Annotated in this window: 12 protein-coding genes and 2 pseudogenes; 6 read left to right on the top strand and 8 right to left on the bottom strand. The window is 44.0% G+C overall.

What is annotated here, in order from left to right; all coding sequences use genetic code 11:
- Positions 1-97 precede the first annotated feature (97 nt).
- The gene (gene pulA, locus AB4167_RS00755) at positions 98-4147 is read left to right on the top strand and encodes a pullulanase-type alpha-1,6-glucosidase (RefSeq protein WP_372135973.1); all 4050 of its coding nucleotides are present in this window, start codon (positions 98-100) and stop codon (positions 4145-4147) included.
- Positions 4148-4288: 141 nt separating this feature from the next.
- On the opposite strand, the pseudogene AB4167_RS00750 reads toward pulA, so the two are convergent.
- The 6 genes and pseudogenes from AB4167_RS00750 to AB4167_RS00725 form a co-directional block, all read right to left on the bottom strand.
- Positions 4289-4839, bottom strand: a pseudogene (locus AB4167_RS00750) (endonuclease); the annotation flags it as partial.
- Positions 4743-4988 (bottom strand): hypothetical protein, encoded by a 246-nt coding sequence (locus AB4167_RS00745; protein WP_133151248.1) that lies wholly within the window; start codon positions 4986-4988, stop codon positions 4743-4745. The pseudogene AB4167_RS00750 and the gene AB4167_RS00745, both read right to left, overlap by 97 nt.
- A 319-nt stretch (positions 4989-5307) precedes the next feature.
- Entirely contained in the window at positions 5308-6930 is a 1623-nt protein-coding gene (locus AB4167_RS00740) for an alpha-amylase family glycosyl hydrolase (RefSeq protein WP_372135972.1), read from the bottom strand.
- Positions 6931-7016: 86 nt separating this feature from the next.
- Positions 7017-7523, bottom strand: a complete 507-nt coding sequence (locus tag AB4167_RS00735) for a glycosidase (RefSeq protein WP_102394256.1) — start codon at positions 7521-7523, stop codon at positions 7017-7019.
- A gap of 328 nt (positions 7524-7851) precedes the next feature.
- Positions 7852-8661 (bottom strand): MalM family protein, encoded by an 810-nt coding sequence (locus AB4167_RS00730; protein WP_102394255.1) that lies wholly within the window; start codon positions 8659-8661, stop codon positions 7852-7854.
- A gap of 103 nt (positions 8662-8764) precedes the next feature.
- Entirely contained in the window at positions 8765-10039 is a 1275-nt protein-coding gene (locus tag AB4167_RS00725) for a maltoporin (protein ID WP_102394254.1), read from the bottom strand.
- A gap of 434 nt (positions 10040-10473) precedes the next feature.
- On the opposite strand from AB4167_RS00725, the gene glgX reads away from it, so the two are divergent.
- From glgX to AB4167_RS00710, 3 genes are all read left to right on the top strand, one after another.
- Positions 10474-12459 carry a glycogen debranching protein GlgX gene (gene glgX / locus AB4167_RS00720; RefSeq protein ID WP_372129578.1) on the top strand — a complete coding sequence of 662 codons (1986 nt, stop codon included), beginning with the start codon at positions 10474-10476 and terminating at the stop codon, positions 12457-12459.
- Between the two features lie 240 nt (positions 12460-12699).
- Positions 12700-14442: a diguanylate cyclase gene (locus AB4167_RS00715; RefSeq protein WP_102398418.1), complete on the top strand. Its 1743-nt coding sequence runs from the start codon at positions 12700-12702 to the stop codon at positions 14440-14442.
- Between the two features lie 131 nt (positions 14443-14573).
- Positions 14574-15302 (top strand): tRNA (adenine(22)-N(1))-methyltransferase TrmK, encoded by a 729-nt coding sequence (locus tag AB4167_RS00710; protein ID WP_136982470.1) that lies wholly within the window; start codon positions 14574-14576, stop codon positions 15300-15302.
- 105 nt (positions 15303-15407) lie between these two features.
- Here the strand turns inward: AB4167_RS00710 and AB4167_RS00705 are convergent, their stop codons facing one another.
- The gene (locus tag AB4167_RS00705; RefSeq protein ID WP_017063993.1) at positions 15408-16352 is read right to left on the bottom strand and encodes an acyltransferase; all 945 of its coding nucleotides are present in this window, start codon (positions 16350-16352) and stop codon (positions 15408-15410) included.
- A gap of 230 nt (positions 16353-16582) precedes the next feature.
- Here AB4167_RS00705 and AB4167_RS00700 point away from each other — a divergent pair, with 230 nt between their 5' ends.
- Together AB4167_RS00700 and AB4167_RS00695 are read left to right on the top strand one after the other, a co-directional pair.
- The gene (locus AB4167_RS00700; RefSeq protein ID WP_372136013.1) at positions 16583-17386 is read left to right on the top strand and encodes a ferredoxin--NADP reductase; all 804 of its coding nucleotides are present in this window, start codon (positions 16583-16585) and stop codon (positions 17384-17386) included.
- 612 nt (positions 17387-17998) lie between these two features.
- A complete protein-coding gene (locus tag AB4167_RS00695; RefSeq protein WP_065583768.1) occupies positions 17999-18991 on the top strand; it encodes a 2-hydroxyacid dehydrogenase in 993 nt (330 codons plus the stop codon).
- Between the two features lie 120 nt (positions 18992-19111).
- Here AB4167_RS00695 and AB4167_RS00690 read toward each other — a convergent pair.
- Positions 19112-19438, bottom strand: a pseudogene (locus tag AB4167_RS00690) (DUF6363 domain-containing protein); the annotation flags it as partial.
- Positions 19439-19524: the final 86 nt, after the last annotated feature.

The raw sequence follows: 19524 nt of genomic DNA, 5'->3' as shown, positions 1-19524 counted from the left end.
ATTAAAAATAACTTTATACATAGCCATCACAAATAGTTGACCTTGGTTAAAGCTAGGATATTCATCTTCATAAAAAGTGAAATATGGATATCAAAACGTGAACAACATAAATATTAATAAAATTATCTCTCTACGAAATACCTTCAACAATACCAAAAAGAAGAGCTTCAAACGCTCTACATTGGCCAAAGCAATGTTACCGCTCTTCACCGCTACTTTGATCGCGGGTTGTGGTAGTGATAATGATAGCGACAACGGTACAGCCCCTGGCAACAGTGGTTTATACCCTGCAGCTGAAAACGAAGTCGTTATTTACTACAAACGCGATGTTGCCGCTGCCAGCTCATCTGGCTCAACTTACGACGGTTGGGGGCTGCACCTTTGGAATGGTGAAGGCTGTACCAGCACAGATTTAGTCGGCATGGGATTAAGTGAAACCGGAACCGACTGGAACAGCCCTTACGAATATGATGGTATCAGCGATACTTACGGTGCCTATTATGTGTTGAAAGTTGACCCAGATGCCTCTGACCCACACAAATGCATGAACTTCATCTTGCACAATGGTGATGAGAAAGCATTTGGCAGTGCCAATTCTAAAGTCGAGTTAACTAAGCTTGGCGATTCACAAGGCGTATTTGGTTTCCATGGCAGCAGCGAGTTGTACTACGACCCTATTTCAGAGCGACCAGTCAATATTGATGGTCAAAAAGCACACTGGCTAGATGCAACCACAATTGGTTGGGAAGCGGCTAGCAATGCAGACTCTGTGAAGCTTTTCTATGCACTAGACAACAGCATCACAATGAACGATGACAAAGAGATTGTCGGTGGAACTGCAATTGAACTAAGCAAAGACGGAGAACTATCTTCTGAATTGAAAGAGCGTTTCCGACACCTTGCAAGCTTACCTGCCCTAGCTATCGATGTTGACGACAGCACACTTCGCACTATTTTAAAATCTCAGATAATTTTTGTTGCCTACAATGCCAATGGCGATGTTATCTCTTCAACTGAGGTTCAAAAACCTGGTGTGCTTGATGCGGTATTTGCTAGCGGAGATGCTGGTAATGCAATGGCTGAAGAACTAGGCGCAATTGTTGAAGGCAGTGCGGCGACCTTCAAGCTTTGGGCACCAACCGCGCAAGATGTAGAACTCGTTCTATACAGTGAAGATCTGCTAAGTTCACAAGTAATCCCGATGACGGAAAACACTGAGACAGGCATTTGGGCGACTGATGCCGTGTCTAATGCAGTGAACAGTTATTACCGTTACCAAGTGAAGGTTTATCACCCAACCACAGGCAATATCGAAACTCGCCTTGTGACAGACCCATACTCTCTCAGTTTGTCAAAGAACTCAGCATACTCTCAAGTGATTGACCTGAATGATTCAACCTTGAAACCAGCGAACTGGGACAACTACCAACGACCAACCGTAGAGAAAGACGAAGACCACGTACTTTACGAATCACACCTACGTGACTTTAGTTTCAGCGATAAGCTCGGCACAGCTAGCCTAAATGGCAAGTACCTCGCTCTTACAGAAGCCGATCGTGAGTCGGTCAAACACCTACAAGCTCTCCAAGAAGCAGGTTTAACTACGCTGCATATCTTACCAGCATTTGATATCGCTACCGTCGATGAAGATGCCGCGAGCCGTGTTGATATCACCGACACCGTAGGAAAACTGTGTGATGTAAAACCGACAGCTACCTTATGTGGAAGCGAAGACGAAAACAAAGTCATCGAAGACGTACTCGATGGTTATGACCCTTCAACGGGTGACGCACAAGCATTAATGAATGACCTTCGTATGCTTGATAGCTTCAACTGGGGCTACGACCCATTCCATTACACAGTGCCTGAGGGAAGTTACGCGACCGATCCTAATGGTTCTCAGCGTATTCTCGAATTCCGTCAGATGGTCAAAGCTACGCACGACATGGATCTTAAGCTGATCATGGACGTGGTATACAACCACACCAATGCGTCTGGTGTGAACGATAAGTCGGTACTGGATAAGATTGTCCCTGGGTACTACCACCGTCTTAACGTCAACACTGGTGGCGTAGAAAACTCGACTTGTTGTGACAACACTGCGACCGAAAACCTGATGATGGGTAAATTGATGGTCGACTCACTTAAGGTGTGGGCTGACGACTACAAAGTGGATGGTTTCCGTTTTGACTTGATGGGCCACCAGCCAAAAGATGTAATGGTCGAAGCATTGGAAGAAGTGCGCAAAATCGACCCGAATACTCTGTTCTACGGGGAAGGCTGGGACTTTGGTGAAGTCGCCAACAACGCCCGCTTCGACCAAGCAACACAGCTAAACATGGCTGGCACAGAAATCGGCACTTTCTCTGACCGTCTACGTGATGCGGTTCGTGGTGGCAGCCCATTCGATGGCGGTATGGATACAGAAGGCAAGCACCCACTTCGTTTCAACCAAGGCTTCGGTAATGCAGCTTATGCCAATGAAGAAACAAAAACAGATGCAGATTCAGTAAACGGCCGTTTACACAACCAAGATCTTGTTCGCCTGGGCATGGCGGGTAACCTAGCAGAATTCGTTCTACTCGATTACAAAGGTGATACTAAACTTGGTAAGAACGTAGACTACAACGGTGCTCCAGCGGGCTACACTAAGATGCCATCTGAGAACATCTCTTACGTGTCGAAACATGATAACCAAACGCTTTGGGATAACAACGCATACAAAATCGCCTCTGGTACTAGCTCTGCAGAGCGTGCTCGCATGCAGTATGTATCACTCTCTACCGTGATGTTAGGCCAAGGCATACCATTCATCCATATGGGTTCTGAGCTGTTGCGTTCGAAATCAATGCAGCGTGACTCTTACGATTCAGGTGACTGGTTCAACCGCGTTTACTTCGACGGTAGCGACAACAACTGGAACGTCGGTCTACCTCGTGAAGACAAAGACGGCGCAAACTGGGAGCTGATCAAAACTATCGTTGCTGACAGCACTGCGATGCCAAACACTGACGATATCGAGCTAACTAAGCAACAATTCCTAGAACTACTGACTATTCGTAGCTCAAGCGAACTGTTCCGTTTAGATACCGCTCAAGAGGTCATGAACCGCGTTGATTTCCGCAACGTAGGCAAAGACCAAGTTGAAGGCTTGATTGTGATGTCTATTGACGACGGTACGTCAGCGGGTGCAGATCTAGATACAAACTACGACGCCATCGTCGCAGTAGTGAACTCAACAGCAGAAGAGAAATCTTTCAAAATTGAGGGCACGACGGGTTTCGAACTGCATTACGTTCAGAAGAACTCGGCTGACATGACCGTTAAGAGCGCAAGCTTCTCCAGTGAGACTTTCACGGTTCCGGCACTTACAACAGCGGTATTTGTACAACCTCAAGGTAACGCACAAGGTGCTGGTCTGCCTGTTGATACAGATAACAAAGACGTATCGAGCATTCCTCCTTATGGCGAAACCAAAGTTTATGTTCGTGGTGACATGAGCGGTTGGAATCCATCAGAAGAATGGGAAATGTCATTCATTGGTAACGGTATGTACTCGGTAACGGGTGTACTTGAAGCTGGTGATTACGGTTTTAAGTTTGCTGATGATAGCTGGGGTACACCAAACTTTGGCTGTGATTACACAGAACAAGCTTCTGGATCTCTAGACTTGGGTACTGAAGATAACTGTGCATTGTCCGTTACTGAAACAGGCAAATACACCTTCGTTCTAAATGCGATTCATGAGCAAAGCGATTCAGCTGACAAACCGGTTGCTTCTGTAACGAAAGCGGCAGACGCACCAACGTTTGGTGAAACTTCACTCTTCCTACGCGGCACAATCACAACTTGGGATACGCCAGCTGAAGATTCAAGCGCGAAGTTCAACTACGTAGCCGCAGATGTTTACTCTTTAGATATCGACCTAGCAGCAGGTAGCTACGAAATGAAGATCGCAAGTGCGGATTGGGCGGGTGACACCAACTTCGGTGGAGAAGGCAATGTAGAGCTCGGCGCAGCAGTCACCATGGATGTTGGTGGCGACAGTGCAAACCTTAAAATCACAATTGCAGAAGCAGGAAACTACAACTTCCACTTCAATGCAGCTGATAAAGCCGCACCAGTCGTGACAGTAACTAAGAACTAAAAACAATAGGCTCAACCATGTGCTAGCTTGGGGAGGGTAAAACCTCCCCTTTTTTGTGCCTCTAAAACGGCATTAAAAAGCCGCCCGAACAGTGACGATAGCGGCTGTGTTGTTTCTGGCGATTTGCTTTAGCTAATGGGGTTAGTTTCCCCAAATGATCTCTACAAATTCAGGGTGATCCACAAACGGGTTGCGGTTACCTTGGAATTCAAACACCGCTTGGTTACGGCTGATCGCTTTCGCGCTAACAAGTTCGTTTTGTGCCAACGTTTCAACATGTTCAGCATCCATGGTTCAAAGACGGTCGTTTTCGTGCCGTTTAGTACTGCGTCTGAGCTGCTTGAATTGCTTTCCCAGTTACCAATCACATTTTCATAGCGTGTCGCCATGTAGAAATACACGCGAGCAAAATCACCTTTGAACTCATCAATAGGCTCAAATACCGTTCCTGAATAGCCCAAAGTAGAGCTTGCTAAGCCGACTTTTGAGCCATTGCTAGATGCGTAAGTGCTGTTACCCACTTCACCAAATAGCCAGTTGCTGCGCTTCGCATTCACATAGCCATCGGTTGCAAATAGGTGGTGACCATCAGAGTTCATCGGTTCAACCTTGCCACCAAACCAGCTCTTAGGGAATAAGTGTTCACGGTTGTAGCAATCGCCTTCCGTTTTGTATTGGCCACACTGGTCGGTGAAACAGCAATGCCGGAATCAATCACAGACCACTGCGTTGGTGCATTACCATTCCACTGTTCAAAGTCGCCATTAAGAACGTGACTGGAGAGCAAATAAGAGGTAATGGATAGAAGGGCTTCGTTGTGGATTTCATTATAATTTCCCATTAGTTATATAAATCCACAAAAAGATAAACATAACAATTACACATGAGTAAGCCTTAAATCACATTTTGACTTTGCATGAATGTGAATATTCTCATTATCGTGCAGCACATCTCACAAACTGCGTACTGTTTCTTTCAATTTTTAGCAGCGAATGTTCGATATAAAACAAATAGATGTAGAAAGGAAAACTGGGATTCAACGTGCAATATCGCCACCGAAGAACAAGAAAGAACGGCATCTTAGACAAAGAGACGAAAAAACCAAGCGTGCGCCTATGGGGGTCAGCAGCAACACTTGGCTTTGGATAAATGGGGAAAACTTATTGTCCGCTTTGTATCACTTTGAAGAAGCGCCCTTGTAATGATGACATCGGGATCTGGTATTGCCCGTTACTTGGTGTGATTTGTTGGTTAGTGATTAAATCCACCAGCGCTTGATTGCTACCGACTTGCGCTTCTGTCAACACTATGTTGCGAGCACTCTCAAGGGTATTCAAAGCAAATAAGACTTGGTCATCGCCAGATACTTTCAAGTCCACATAACTGCCATTGCTTGCTACCAAGTTAGTGCGGCTGCCTTGATACAAAGCAGGATGAGCAGCACGCATAGCCATCAATGACTTAACGTAGTTTTTCAGGTCAACTTGGTTGGCATCTAGGGTCGCGGTTACGCCTTCAATCTTGGCGCTGCTTCGTGCGACGTGATCATCACACACTCCTCGAATGGCACAGGTGTTGTTGTCTTCTTTCACAACGAAACCGTCAACTTGATCGCCAATTTCATCGCCGTAATAAAGCGTAATAGGCCCAGAGTAAGCGGCTTGAAACGCAAACGCCGCTTTGTGACGTTGCCAATATTCTACGTCGTTCACATCAGCCAACCCACCACGTTGAAGTAAATCGCCAAAACGAACTAAATCGTGATTACCGATCATTAAGTTCGGCTGTGCATGGGATGGATATAAGCGGTGCGTTTGGTAGCCATTGTCTAACCAATCGACACCTCGCCCCCCCAGGCCACTTTCATTAACCGCTAATGTTTCTACGATTCGATAGCGCATAGGGAAATCAAATGCCGAGCACAACGCAGGTTCAGCAGACGCACCGTAGGCGTCACTTCCAATCTCTGATTCGCCTTTCCAGATCTCAGCTACCATGTAACCCAAAGGATTAACTTGCTCCCAATTCGCATTGGTGTATGTCACACTTTGCGAGGCTTCATCCACCGCTTTGCGGATTTGTGTCAATGCATCGGTTGGAACTTGGTACGCTTGGTCTAAACGCCAACCATCAATTTTTAGCTCTTTTACCCAGTAAGTCGCGACTTCTTTATAGAAATCCAAGCTTGCTGGGTAATCCACTGGATTACTCGAACCAGAAGGTAACAGCCCTGATGGAGATGGCTTAATCAACCCTTCTTTGTGATGACCAAACACGCCATCAAAGAAAACATACAAGCCGCGTTTGTGCGCTTCATCTACCAGCGTTCTCGCGGTTTCCAAATCACCAAAACGAGGATCAATCTTAAAATAATCCGTGGCAAAGTAGCCCGTTGCATCCAAACGATCGGCCCAATGGTCTTGTCCCGTGATCGCTTGGGACTCAAAAATCGGAGTAAGCCAAATTGCGTTCATACCCAAACCTTGGATGTAATCAAGCGAATCAATAATCCCTTGAAGATCACCATTGTGATGACTGGTGCCATAACCCGTTCCATGGCCTATGTTCGAATCTCCATCTACAAAGCTTTCAACCATGATTTGATAAGTCCGAAGCTGATTGCTTTGCTCCATTACATTCGCTTGGCAGGCGTAACTTGTATCGGGCAACGGTGTGCTGCCACTATCACTTCCACCTGAGGAGTTGCACGCTGATAATACACTTACAACACTCAACGCTATAAATGATTTACTCAGCAATTTATTATATCGAACATTATGCATTAAGTTCTCCTGAATAAAATTAACCCCAACATAGTTTCATGTAGGGGTTAATAATTAAAACAAACTTCAAATAACCAAATGGAATATTATTTACATTTATTAATCATAATATTAAGTGGTTTTCCATCTCCTTCAAACCGAAGGCTCCAAACGTATTCCCCATCTTCATCAATATCAACCGAAGTATCTGTACCGTAACCACCAAATGTGAGTGGCGTTAATTCACCAACATTCATTACATTACCTTTTGCAGTAAATTGAGGGGACCACAACTCTGTCGCATACTGCATTTTGTAAGAGCCTGATTTTTCTTGCGTCACCACTTGATAGAAGTTATTGCCTTTGTATATATACTTACGTTGAGGTACATGTTTCCAATCAGAATCAGCAAACGTGCCTACGACAAACAGAGGTTTAGAAATCGGGCCTTTCGCCATACTATCTGGGTTGTCACAAGCGGCCATGAAGGCAACAACTTCCTCTTGAGATAAATTAACAATAGGCTCAGCAGCTCCGTCTGATTCTGCTGTCGATTGACAACCAGCAAGAGTAAAAAGCAAGGCAGCAGCAAGTGATGTTTTCATCATGTTCATTTTCACGTTAATTCCTTTTTAATATTACAAAGTAAATAAAAACTCACCAAGTTGGTAAAAGTTTAATATTTAAAAAGAACAAAATATCGAACTACCGATAAGGAGTATTATTCCATATCTTGCTGGTCCAGATTACTTTGATAGGTTTAATTATTTCCTAATCGATGACGATTGAGGTTGGAAATACAATTTAATTATTGATCTATTCAATATAAAAAAACAAAGTAAAAAAACAAATTTGTGAATAAGGTAACTATATGTAGGGGGGAGCTTTAAACACTCAAATAGAGTAATAAAAAAGGTCAGCATATCGCTGACCTTTTTGAAATTATTTTGTATTTACTGCTTTCACAAATACTTCTTTTGCACCTTTGATGCCCAACTCTTTCGCTTCATCAAGCAGTGTTAATGCTTTCGGAATATCGTTAGCCGCGACCGCTGCTTTAATCGAGCTGTGGTAGTAGCTGGTTAAATCCGTACCTTGTGGGATGTTGTCGTTTTTCGCGACAATTTTAGTATTCACGATATCGTTCGCGGATACTGAGAAGCGGAACTGACCAAGTGGTCTGTGTTTCGCTTGAGGATCTGCAATATCTGGTGGCTGAGTGTGATTTGCCAGTGCGAAGGCTTTTGCAGGGTGAAGAACTTCAGAACTTCCTTTTAAATCTGCGGAAGTTGTGTAAACCAGTACATGCAAGTCATTACCCGTCATGTCTGGAATCACGTTCATTTCAAGTACAAACTTATCGTTATCCAACAGTTTTGCTGGCTCGTACTTAAACTTTGAGAAATCTGCTTGGTAAATAGTTTCGCCAGCCGTATTCATTACCATAACGTTAGGAGCGAAGAACTCTAGATTTTTGTTTACAAATGTCTCTAGTTTGATATCGAGACTGCCGCGATTACCTGGTAACACGAACGCTGCAATTGCGCCAGCGCTATTACCATCTAACAACATTTGGCTTTTGTCAGTCAAAGCGAACTCAGTAACCACAGGCACATCAATTGGTACCCATTGAATGTCGCCCGATTGCGTGATCACTTGTTGCTGACCTTTCGGGTTCATATCGACTTGTTCTACAGAAGTACAACCTGTAGCCAACATTCCCAACAGTACGGGAGCAAGCCATTTTTTCATTACCTTCTACCTCGACTCATTATTGTTTTTTTGAAATAAATACAGCCAGATAAGGTTCTGGCTGTATCATTCTAGGACAATTTAGGACTTAGTGGCTAGATGATTACCACCAGGCTTCAGCTTGTACACCGAATTGGAATGTATCGTCTGAACGACCGCCGTCAAATGCGTTAGAGTTGTCGTCTTTATCTGCAGTTAGGTACGACGCGTAAACGCGGATTTCAGGACGAGCCCAGAAGCTAGAGCCAGCAGACCATGCTTGAGCAACAGTTAGTTTACCGAACTTGTTCTCTGCACCGTCGTTATCATCGATAGCGTAACCAGCTTCGAAGATAGTTTTGTGGTTGTCATCCCATTTGTACATTGGACGTACAACTACAGACATTGCTTCCCACTTGTCTTGGCCAGCCCACATGTCTTCACCAACACCGTATACTAACTGGTGACCCATTTCCCAGTTTTCGCCCATGCCGATTACACCCCAGTTGATTAGGCGGTAACCAGATGCGCCACTGTCAGCTTCTGCACCGTACCAGCTACCGTCGCCGTAGAATGCCATTGTTTTAGAGTAGCCTTCTGTACCGTACTGGAATACTGTTTTGTTGAAGCCTGAATCTAGACCTTGAGTCAATTCAGCAGTGAACATTACACCGTCTTCTGCATCTTTAGTGCTGTTTGGTGCGTCGTCAGTTTCGTTAACTAGAGCGTAGTTTAGACCTAGTTCTAGAGAGCCGTTTTCCCATACTGGAAGACCAGCGTAACGTACGTCTAGAGTGTTAACGTTTGCATCGCCGCCATCGTTACCTGGGTCAGCGATATCGCCACGGTCGTTACGAACCCATGCAAAAGATACTTTACCTGGACCAGCTTCGATGCCTTCAACACCAGCGCCCGCGCCAGAGATGTTCCAGTAGTAGAAGTCAGAGATATGGATGTCGTGACGTTGGTAGTAACGCTTACCTGCCCATAGAGTCGCTTCAGGAGCGAAATCTAGAACACCTTTAGCTTGAACGTTGAATTGGCGTAGCGCGAATTGTGCATCATCAACACATTTAATATCGCCAGCGTCGTCAAGACCACAGTTAGTAGAAGTGCTTTCCCAATCGTTTGAACCGTTAGAAGTCATTGCAAACATAGAGTCAACGTAGAACGTTTTACCGTTGTTATTGTAAACTTCTTTACCTAGTTGAACTTCACCGTATATATCGCCTTCGTTACCTAGACGACCGATTTTGTTCTTTTCAAATGTTACTTGCTGTCCACCGTCAGCGCTAAGACCAACACCAGCACGCATGTAACCATGAAAATCTACAGCGAACGCAGAGCCAGCAGCTAACGTAGTTGCCACTGCTGCAGCAATCAAACTTACTTTTTTCATTCTTAACTCCATTAAGGACGATTTATTTTAGGTTTTTATATTTTTGCTCTCTTGCGGCAACCAAAGGCAGTAATGGTAGTCGTAAGATAGAGAGGTTTAGGGTTTCCCCTGATTCGTTTCAACGGGGTCAATATTAAGAGGGGATGACAAGTTTGACTTCCTCCGCCCCTAAGTTAATTAAGGGGGACTAGAGGGGAGTAGAAAATATACAGAATGGTGTTTTAAAGAGGTAGATCACTTAATATAGGAGGAGTAGACAGCACACAGATCTAATTATTCAACATAAGTGAGATCTAGCTCAAATATATAATTTGAACTTCATCGATGAATTATTTTTTTTACCGTAATTAATCTGTGAAGTTGCTTGACCTTATTGTGACAAAGCTTTTTACTTATAGTTCACTGATGTCGATAAACGAACAAGAAATCAAGCAATGACTAGAACGCTCGCTCGCCCTTATCCGCTAGGCGCAACGCTAGGTAACACTGGCTGCAACTTCTCTATTTATTCTCCTGACTGTAAATCTCTTTCACTCGCTCTTTTTGACGAGAACGACGAATTCACCACTTATAAATTGGAAAATGAATACGCTGATATCAGATATGTCTTTATTGATGGTATTAAAGCGGGGCAAAAATACGGCTTCATTGCCGAAACGGACAATGGCCCTATCCTGCTTTCAGACCCGTATGCCAAAGCAATAAGCGAACCGCTCGATTACGTCACGCCATATACCAATGAAAAAAGCTTTGCTATGGCGAAATGTGTCGTTGTTGATGACACCTTCGATTGGCAAGATGTAGAAAAGCCACGCATTAGCCGCGAAGATACCGTTCTTTTTGAAACGCATGTAAAAGGTCTATCTCAACTGCACCCAGAAGTGGCTGCCAATACTAAAGGACGCTACTTAGGGTTAGTGAGCCCTGAAATGCTTGCGTTCTACAAACAGCAAAATATCAACTCTCTACAGCTTTTGCCCATTGCCGCATGCATGCATGAACCACACCTATTAGACATGGGTAAAGTGAACTATTGGGGTTACAACCCATACTTGTTTATGGTGCCTGACCCTCGCTACGCAGAGAAAGATGCCGTAAACGAGTTAAAGACTGCGATTCGTGAACTTCACCGAAATGGCATCGAAGTCATTCTAGACGTGGTGTACAACCACACAGCAGAAGGTGGCGAAGGTGGTACAACCTTCAACCTCAAAGCGCTAGATAGCCGCTACTACATTAAACATGGCTGCCATTACGCGAACTTTACTGGTTGTGGTAACACCGTTGATCTCACCCACCAGCCAGCACTCAACTTAGTGATGGATACGCTTCGCTATTGGGTAAGTGAGTTCCAAGTCGACGGCTTCCGTTTTGATTTGGCTGCAACACTGGGGCGCGAAGGTGACAACTACAACCCTGAGGCTGCATTCTTTAAAGCTGTGGCTCAAGACCCTGTACTTAAAGAAACCAAGCTCATTGCAGAACCTTGGGACATCGGTCCGAATGGCTACCAAGTGGGTAATTTCCCGCTAGGCTGGAATGAGTGTAACGACAAACTACGAGACATCACACGTAGCTTCTGGCGTGGTGATCAAGGCTACCTAAAAGAGTTTGCGACTCGTTTGATGGGGTCTCGTGATATCTACAGTGCAGCGCACTGGCCTTACAAACTCACCGTCAACTACATCACTTATCATGATGGTTTCACCATGCAGGATCTTGTTTCTTACAAGCATAAGCACAACGAAGAGAATGGTGAGAACAACCGCGATGGACACGGTGACAACCGTTCTGAAAACTACGGTGTTGAAGGTGAAACCGAAAACCTGTTAGTTATTACGACACGTGAAAAGCAGAAACGAAACTTCATGGCGAGCCTGCTGTTTGCTTTTGGTATTCCTCATATTTTGACGGCCGATGTGTTATCTCATACTCAAAAAGGTAACAACAACGCTTACTGCCAAGATGGCGTGACCAGCTGGCTTAACTGGGAAGATTCAGAGCGCAAGACTTACTTCAAGACTTGGTTATCTGAAATGATCTCTGCTCGTCAGCAATACATGGTGCCGTTTATTAAGGCGTTCAGTGGCGAAAAGCGTAACTCTAACCGCATCTTCTGGAGCCGTGTCGATGGCACACTTATGGAGCATGACGACTGGAACCGCTTAAGCTCAGTCGCTTTGCATTTAGGTATTGGTAAAGATGGCGACGAGTTAATTTATCTTATCAACCAAACCAATGCGCCAGCACGTTTCTCGTTACCGAATGACCGTGAACAAAACTGGGTAACCATCTGTGATACCAACTTGCGAAACGTTAAACCCGGTCATGCAGAAGGTGAAATGTTGTTGTCGCCAACTTCGATGGCAATTTTGCACTATTCGCCAGATCAGGCTGATTTGATTAAAGCAAAAGCTTAGTCAGCTTAATAAAACACCGAAAACCATAGAAGCCAGTTATATTTACAGCTGGCTTTTTTGTTAGCTGAATATCACAAAAATCATTCATCCATATGGAATCATTTGCATTGATGTGGTTAATGAAACTGTTTAGTATTGCCGTACTATAAAAATGAATCTATAACGTCTTTGGATATCATGGCTTTACCTAAAACATTAATTCGGCTTTTTAAACCATACATTATTTTATTAACTGGAGGGATGCTCTATCTTGCTATGACTCAGCTTGAAAAAGTAGAAACAGCAGCAACAGAACAATCATCATCAAACATTCGTATCGCAAGCTCTACCATTCGTTCCAACATCGAAGCCACATTCGGCAAACTCTATTTTTTAGAAACCAGTCTAGGCTTGCCTAAAACGGCTCCAATCGGTGATAAAAAATTCAGAGAATTGAGTGATAATATTCTAAGAAGAACACCAAATTTCTCCGATATCGTTCGATACCAACCTAACTCCCAACATTATGTCTCCACTCGTGGCCTTCCTCTTTCCAATGAACAAATCGCCACAATACAATGGCATTCAATAGACGGTGTTGTAGAAGATTTTTACATCTCTTCCGTTTACCAAAAAGCCGATGGACGATGGGTTTTCGCCGTTAAACACACTGCAGAAAAGCTCAACGAAGAAATATGGATTGAGTTTGATTTAATGCATACCACGCAAGGTTTAAGAGATTTAAAAACGCTTAATAATGGCTATGTATTTGTTGTAGACAGAGCAACAGAGCGACTGGTATTCCACCCGGATCCACAGCGTATCGGTTCTAAATCCATCAGCTTCCATGCAGGGATCAGCCACCAACTCTCACAAGGTGAAACCGTTGGTAAGCACGAATATTACTATCAAGATAACTTCAAAATATCGGTATTTGACGCAGACAACAGCTTAAATTGGGTGTTCATTGCGGGCACTGACCGCCATGACATCTTAACCAGCTCACATCAATTTACGTTGACGGGCTTAGTACTGGGCTCACTCCTGCTATTGTGGATTGGTGCCAACTATCTGGCTTATCGTTTGAACGTGTCCTTGTCGCAACTGAATAAAGTCGATGACCTTGTAAGCTTTAAGCGAGAGTTAAAATCCATACTGGATAGTTTCACCTACCAAAAAGGCATTCAATTCTGTCTCTATCAGCTTGAGAACCACGCATTCAGTACCATCGACTATCACGGAAACAAATCCACGGTACATTGTGACAAAGCCCTTGCAGAGCGATTTACACCGGACACTATGGCTTACCGAAGTGGTAAGTACGCCGATCCACTGGCGTGTAAACTCAAAATACACCAACGTCATTACTGTATTCCTTTGCACTCTCGTCAGCAGTTGATCGCAGTGTTGTACGTAAACGTAAACTTACCGATCAGCCAGAGTATTCTACGAATGATCCGTGATTACACTGAAGTCTCTTTGTCTAACTTACTGCTTCAACATCAATTGAGCAGCAAAGATCTGATGACGCAGTTAGACAATAAGAGCAGTTTCAGCATCGCCATCGAAAACTACGTGAGCGAGCCCGATACCTATGTCGCTCTGCTTGATATCGATAACTTCGACCACGTAAACCGAGCCTACGGTGAAGCGGTTGGCGACAAGATGATCAAGCTGACTGCAGAATCGATACGCAGTTACTTCCCCAAGCCAAAGGGACTTTGCTTGGCTCGTGTTGGAGGAAAGGAGTTCGCAGTATTATTCAAAGCCAATGATGTGAAAGATGCCAAATTCCAGCTAGACCAGTGCAGAGTCGCAATCGCGGAGAAAACCATCGTCACTCCAGATATCACCTTATCGCTAGGGGTTAGCGTGGGATACTCGCAAATAGAGGGTGAAACAGACTCAGCTTTAGCGCTGGCGGAACAAGCGAAACTTATCGCGCAACAACTTGGTAAGAACCGAGTGGAAGGCCATATCAGAGCCGTTGCCAAAGCATCGTAAACCTATACTTACATTTCTGTAGCCACTACAAAGCACCTAGGATTCACACCCTAGGTGCTTTTGTTTTTCTAGAAAGTCATTACAATGCGCCTTCGATAAGACAACACCCCTTTTCTAACGACGCGAACCTTATGAAGCTAAGTAACCGACTGCAAACTCTCCACTCCCTTGTCAGCAATGACTACCAGCATATTTGGGACTGTTGCTGTGATCATGGCTTTTTGGGTGTTCAACTGTTATCGGATAATAAAGCGCCTCAGATTCACTTTGTCGACATTGTCCCGTCTCTGATGAGTGAGCTTGAAGGCAAGCTAGCGCGCTACTTTCCGCAAGATAACAGAGCCGAACAAACGGTTAGCAACCAATGGCAAGTCTACTGCATGGATGTCGCCGCTATTCCGCTTGAGAAACATACAGGCAAACACCTAGTTATTATTGCGGGTGTCGGTGGCGATCTTACTCAAAAGCTCGTCGATGATATTCATCGTCAACACCCAGACAAAGCGATCGATTTCTTGCTTTGTCCGGTGCATCAGCAATTCGAGTTGAGAAGCCATTTAAAGGCGATCCATTTTGGTCTTATTGATGAAGTGTTGATTGAAGAGAACCGTCGTTACTACGAGATTTTATTGGTGAGTAATAGTCGCGGTGATTCAGAAAAGAGCCAAACCGTTAGCGAGATATCAAACGTCGGTGACAAGATCTGGACACCAAGTTGTGATGAACAAGTGAAGGTATCACAGCAATACAAAGCCAAAACATTGCAGCACTACTTACGTATCCATCAAGGACAAGAGAAGCAAGGAAAACCTAGCCAAGTAAAGCATATTATTGATGCTTACCAGGCGGTTAAGCCATAGTAAGTACTAACTTAATGGTTTGAATATTAAGAAAGTCAAATTAATAAAAAAGCCGATAGTTCAATGAGCTATCGGCTTTATTAATGCTATCGATTCAGTTTTAGCTTACTGTTCTTGTTTCTTATAAGCCACATCAGGCTCGTCAACTGTCTCTACCTCAGAAGGCTTATCAACCCCATAAACCGTATCAAGGTAGACGTCTTTCTCTTTCCACGTGCTGTTCAACCAATTGTGGAAGCGACGTTTAAAAGCCTTATCTTCAAAGTAATTACCGTTCACGTTCTCATCCATTGGATGCAATTTAATACGCACAACGACCTTAGTCATTTTGCCCTTCAGCATATCTTCAAACGGAGAGGTTTGGTTTTCAGGGTAAGCTAAGGTCACATCCACGATGCCATCCAAAATTGGGCCCATTGCAGATAAAGCAAATGCCACGCCCCCAGTTTTCGGCTTCAATAAGTGGCGATAAGGGGTCTTTGCTGACGCCAGTTTCTCGTGGTTTGCACGAGTCCCTTCAACAAAATTAACCAATGTTGTCGGTGCTAATTTGAACTTAGTACACGCTTTATTGATTGCATTAAAATCATCATTACGGCGTTCTGGGTTGCGTAATAGGAACTCACGAGAGTGGCGTCTCATGAATGGCATATCTAAGCCCCAGCAGGCCAAGCCAACAAATGGTACGTACAACAATTCATGTTTCAAGAAGTACTTCGTCATCGGCATTTTGTCTTTTAGGATTGAAGACAAAATCACAATATCTGCCCAGCTTAGGTGGTTGGACATCATCAAATACCACTGCTTGGTCGAAATATCTTCCCCCCCTTCCACTTGCCATTCGATATCGTTATTGGCGTTCAACATCCATAAATTAAGAGAAGCCCAACACCAGAATGTGAAGTTAGCTAAGCGAGTGCATGATTTTTGAACGACAGAAATTGGCAAAATAAGTTTGATTAGGGCAAACAGGCTCACAGCCAATGCGGTGAATGCAGTATTAATGGTCACGAACAATACGTTCAAGGCCATACGAAGATTATCAAGCATAAAACACAGTTATATTGAGAACGAAAGCCGCCATTATACGCATCTATAAATTATTCTCTTCAGTAATTGGTTGAATATCCTAGGGGTCAAACCACTCAACCTATGTTAACGATGTTCAACCAGCTAAAGTCTATTAAAACGAAACCAAAACACATGCACGAGTCATTTGGACTCAAATAGTATATTGTCTTTTTGACAACATTCGACCCAATAATTAACCTTTAATCGGTATTGATAAGCATTCTCATTATTGGCGTGGTACAGGCAAAGTCCTAAACAAAACAGAATGGACAGATCAATTGTTCTCACTCCAGGTTAGTGCACCTGTCTCTTCTTATCAGGCAGGTCAGTTCACGAAACTTGGCTTACTTAACAGTGAGGATGAGTTCGTAAGACGCGCCTATTCGATGGTGAACGCGCCAGAGCACGAACAAGGTCATCAACATCTGGAATTTTTGATTATTAAGGATCAGAACGGTCAGCTTTCACCTCAACTTCATGAGTTGAAGATGGGCGATGACATCTTTGTCGGCAAAGACCCAAGTGGCTTTATGACCTTAGATGAGATCCCAGAGATCGCCGACGATCTATGGATGCTTTCAACCGGAACCGCGGTAGGCCCATTTATCTCAATACTTGAGAGCATGCAGATACAGCAAAATGAGTTGGCTTCAGACAAAGCCTCTTCATTCAAGAATCTGGTTCTAGTGCATGCTGTAAGAACAAAGCAAGACCTGACTTATCGAGATCGTATCACTCAACTCGTTAATCACTTTCAAGGGAGACTTAAATATGTGCCAATTATTTCTAGAGAATCAGTTACCGGAACTTTGCGCGGACGAATCCCAAATTTGTTACTTGGAGGCGACCTCGAGCAAGCCGCGTCTGTCGCTTTCAATCAAACCCGCAGTTTTTTCTACCTTTGCGGCAATCCGCAAATGGTTCGTGACACAAGCGAAGCGCTAACTAGCTTAGGTTTCGAAAAGCACTTACGCAGAAAACCCGGTCAATTCAGCAGTGAGAACTACTGGTAAATAACAACCGCCACTCGTTAGACAGAAGCACAACTTTCAAAGAACAGTTAGAGAAGAGGTTTTATATGAGTCATTTACGTATTCCGTCACACTGGAAAATTCAACGTTCCACACCCGAAAGTAAGATTCATTCAATATTGATGAACTTATAAGCAAGCAACCTCGTAATGTGATTTTTAATGTTCAATAAGTGAAGACAAAAGATCAAATAACCATAGCAATTACAATGACTAATGGTGATAGACAAGAGAAAAAAACTCTAGCACACTGAACAGAGTTGTAGGGCATGTTGACCTATCGAGCTGATTTTTGCAGCCGTTTGTGGGTTATTTATACAAGGCAGAGAATTCGACGTGTAGCTCTCCTACATGAGAATTCGATAACGCTGTAGAAAGGAACCACAAACACTGCCCGAAGGGTTCGGCTAAAATCATTTTACTCTTTGTTGAGAGGGTTTTGCTTAGAATGACTAGGCGGCAAACCTCTCGTCGCGATTAAAACGATTTTATCTCGAACAAAACTTAACCGCGAAAGGTCAACATGCCCTTGTTTTAATCCCGTTTCAGAGAATGAATTAGTGGGTTATTTATATTTTAGGTAAGAGAGGAAGCCATGCTCAACATTGCTTTTTTTAGCTCAAAATCATACGACGAAAAATCATTCGAACTGGCAAAAGGCGAACTCAACGCTGAGTTTCATTTTCACGATTTTCGACTCACCACAACAACAGCAAAAATGGCGCACGACAACGAAGTGGTTTGTGCGTTTGTAAACGATGACCTATCGCGAGACGTGTTAGAGATTCTTGCTCAAGGCGGCACCAAGTTAATCGCGATGCGCTGTGCGGGCTTTGACAAGGTCGACCTAGACGCAGCCAAAGAGTTTGGTCTGCAAGTGGTTCGCGTTCCGGCTTACTCACCAGAATCGGTAGCAGAACACACGGTTGGCATGATGATGTGTTTGAACCGTAAACTACACAAGGCATACCAACGCACTCGTGATGCGAACTTCTCTCTTGAGGGGTTAGTTGGCTTTAACTTCCACGGTAAAACGGTCGGTATGATTGGCTCGGGTAAGATTGGCCTAGCGACGATGCGAATTCTGAAGGGTTTAGGCATGAATATCCTATGCTATGACCCATATCCAAACCCGTTAGCTGTTGAGTTAGGCGCTAAATACGTTGAACTCGACGAACTTTACCAAGAGTCTGATGTGATTTCTCTACACTGCCCAATGAGTAAAGAGAACTACCACCTATTAGATGCGACTGCGTTTGAGAAGATGAAAGACGGCGTGATGATTGTCAACACCAGCCGTGGTGAACTACTGGATTCCACAGCTGCTATCGAAGCGCTTAAACAGAGTAAGATTGGCGCACTTGGTCTTGATGTTTACGACAACGAGAAAGAGCTGTTCTTCCAAGACAAATCTAACGATGTGATTGTCGATGACGTATTCCGTCGCCTATCTGCTTGTCACAATGTATTGTTCACAGGTCACCAAGCTTTCTTGACCAAAGATGCTCTGTTCAACATCGCCAATACAACGCTCACCAGTGTTGATGCCTTCTTTGCTGGCAACACCAGCGGTAACGAACTCGTTTAATCGCTAATTGAGTTAATAGCAGACTGAGTTAAAAACAAACTAGGTCTACAGATACAAAGCCACGCTATTCTGAAGTGAACAGCGTGGCTTCGTCGTTTATTCAGTATTCTAAAACCGTTCCTAGACGCAGAAATGACAATCTTCAGTGTCTAAACCATAAACGCCTTTTCTAATAGCAAGGTGCTCTTCACCGGCTTTGACGCCCATCTCGTAACCTGTATTAAGAGTACTTTGATCCATAGTTAAACGCTTAACCGCGAAGGCTTCAGGTGGCGCTATCACTTTAATAGTCGCATCTTTGGGTGGGTTACGAATGAACTCCAGAGACTGGTTGTAGTTTTCAGCACGTACCGCCATCGACTCAGCAATATTCGGGAATTTCTTTAATAGTTTCTTCAGCATCCATTGGTGCTTTTGAGGCTTCATTCGGTAGCTCAATGGGTTAGAGCGCGTATAACCCCCACTTTCGTTACAACGCAGAGAGTGAGTGAGTTAATACAAGGGCTTGCCGTGTTGTTAGTTAACAACAATGC

It is taken from the genome of Vibrio sp. 10N.286.49.E11 (assembly GCF_041469505.1).
In the GTDB taxonomy this organism is placed as follows: Bacteria; Pseudomonadota; Gammaproteobacteria; order Enterobacterales; family Vibrionaceae; genus Vibrio; species Vibrio crassostreae_C.
Note: the sequence above shows the minus strand (reverse complement) of the source record. Positions and strands in the feature narration are given on the sequence as shown.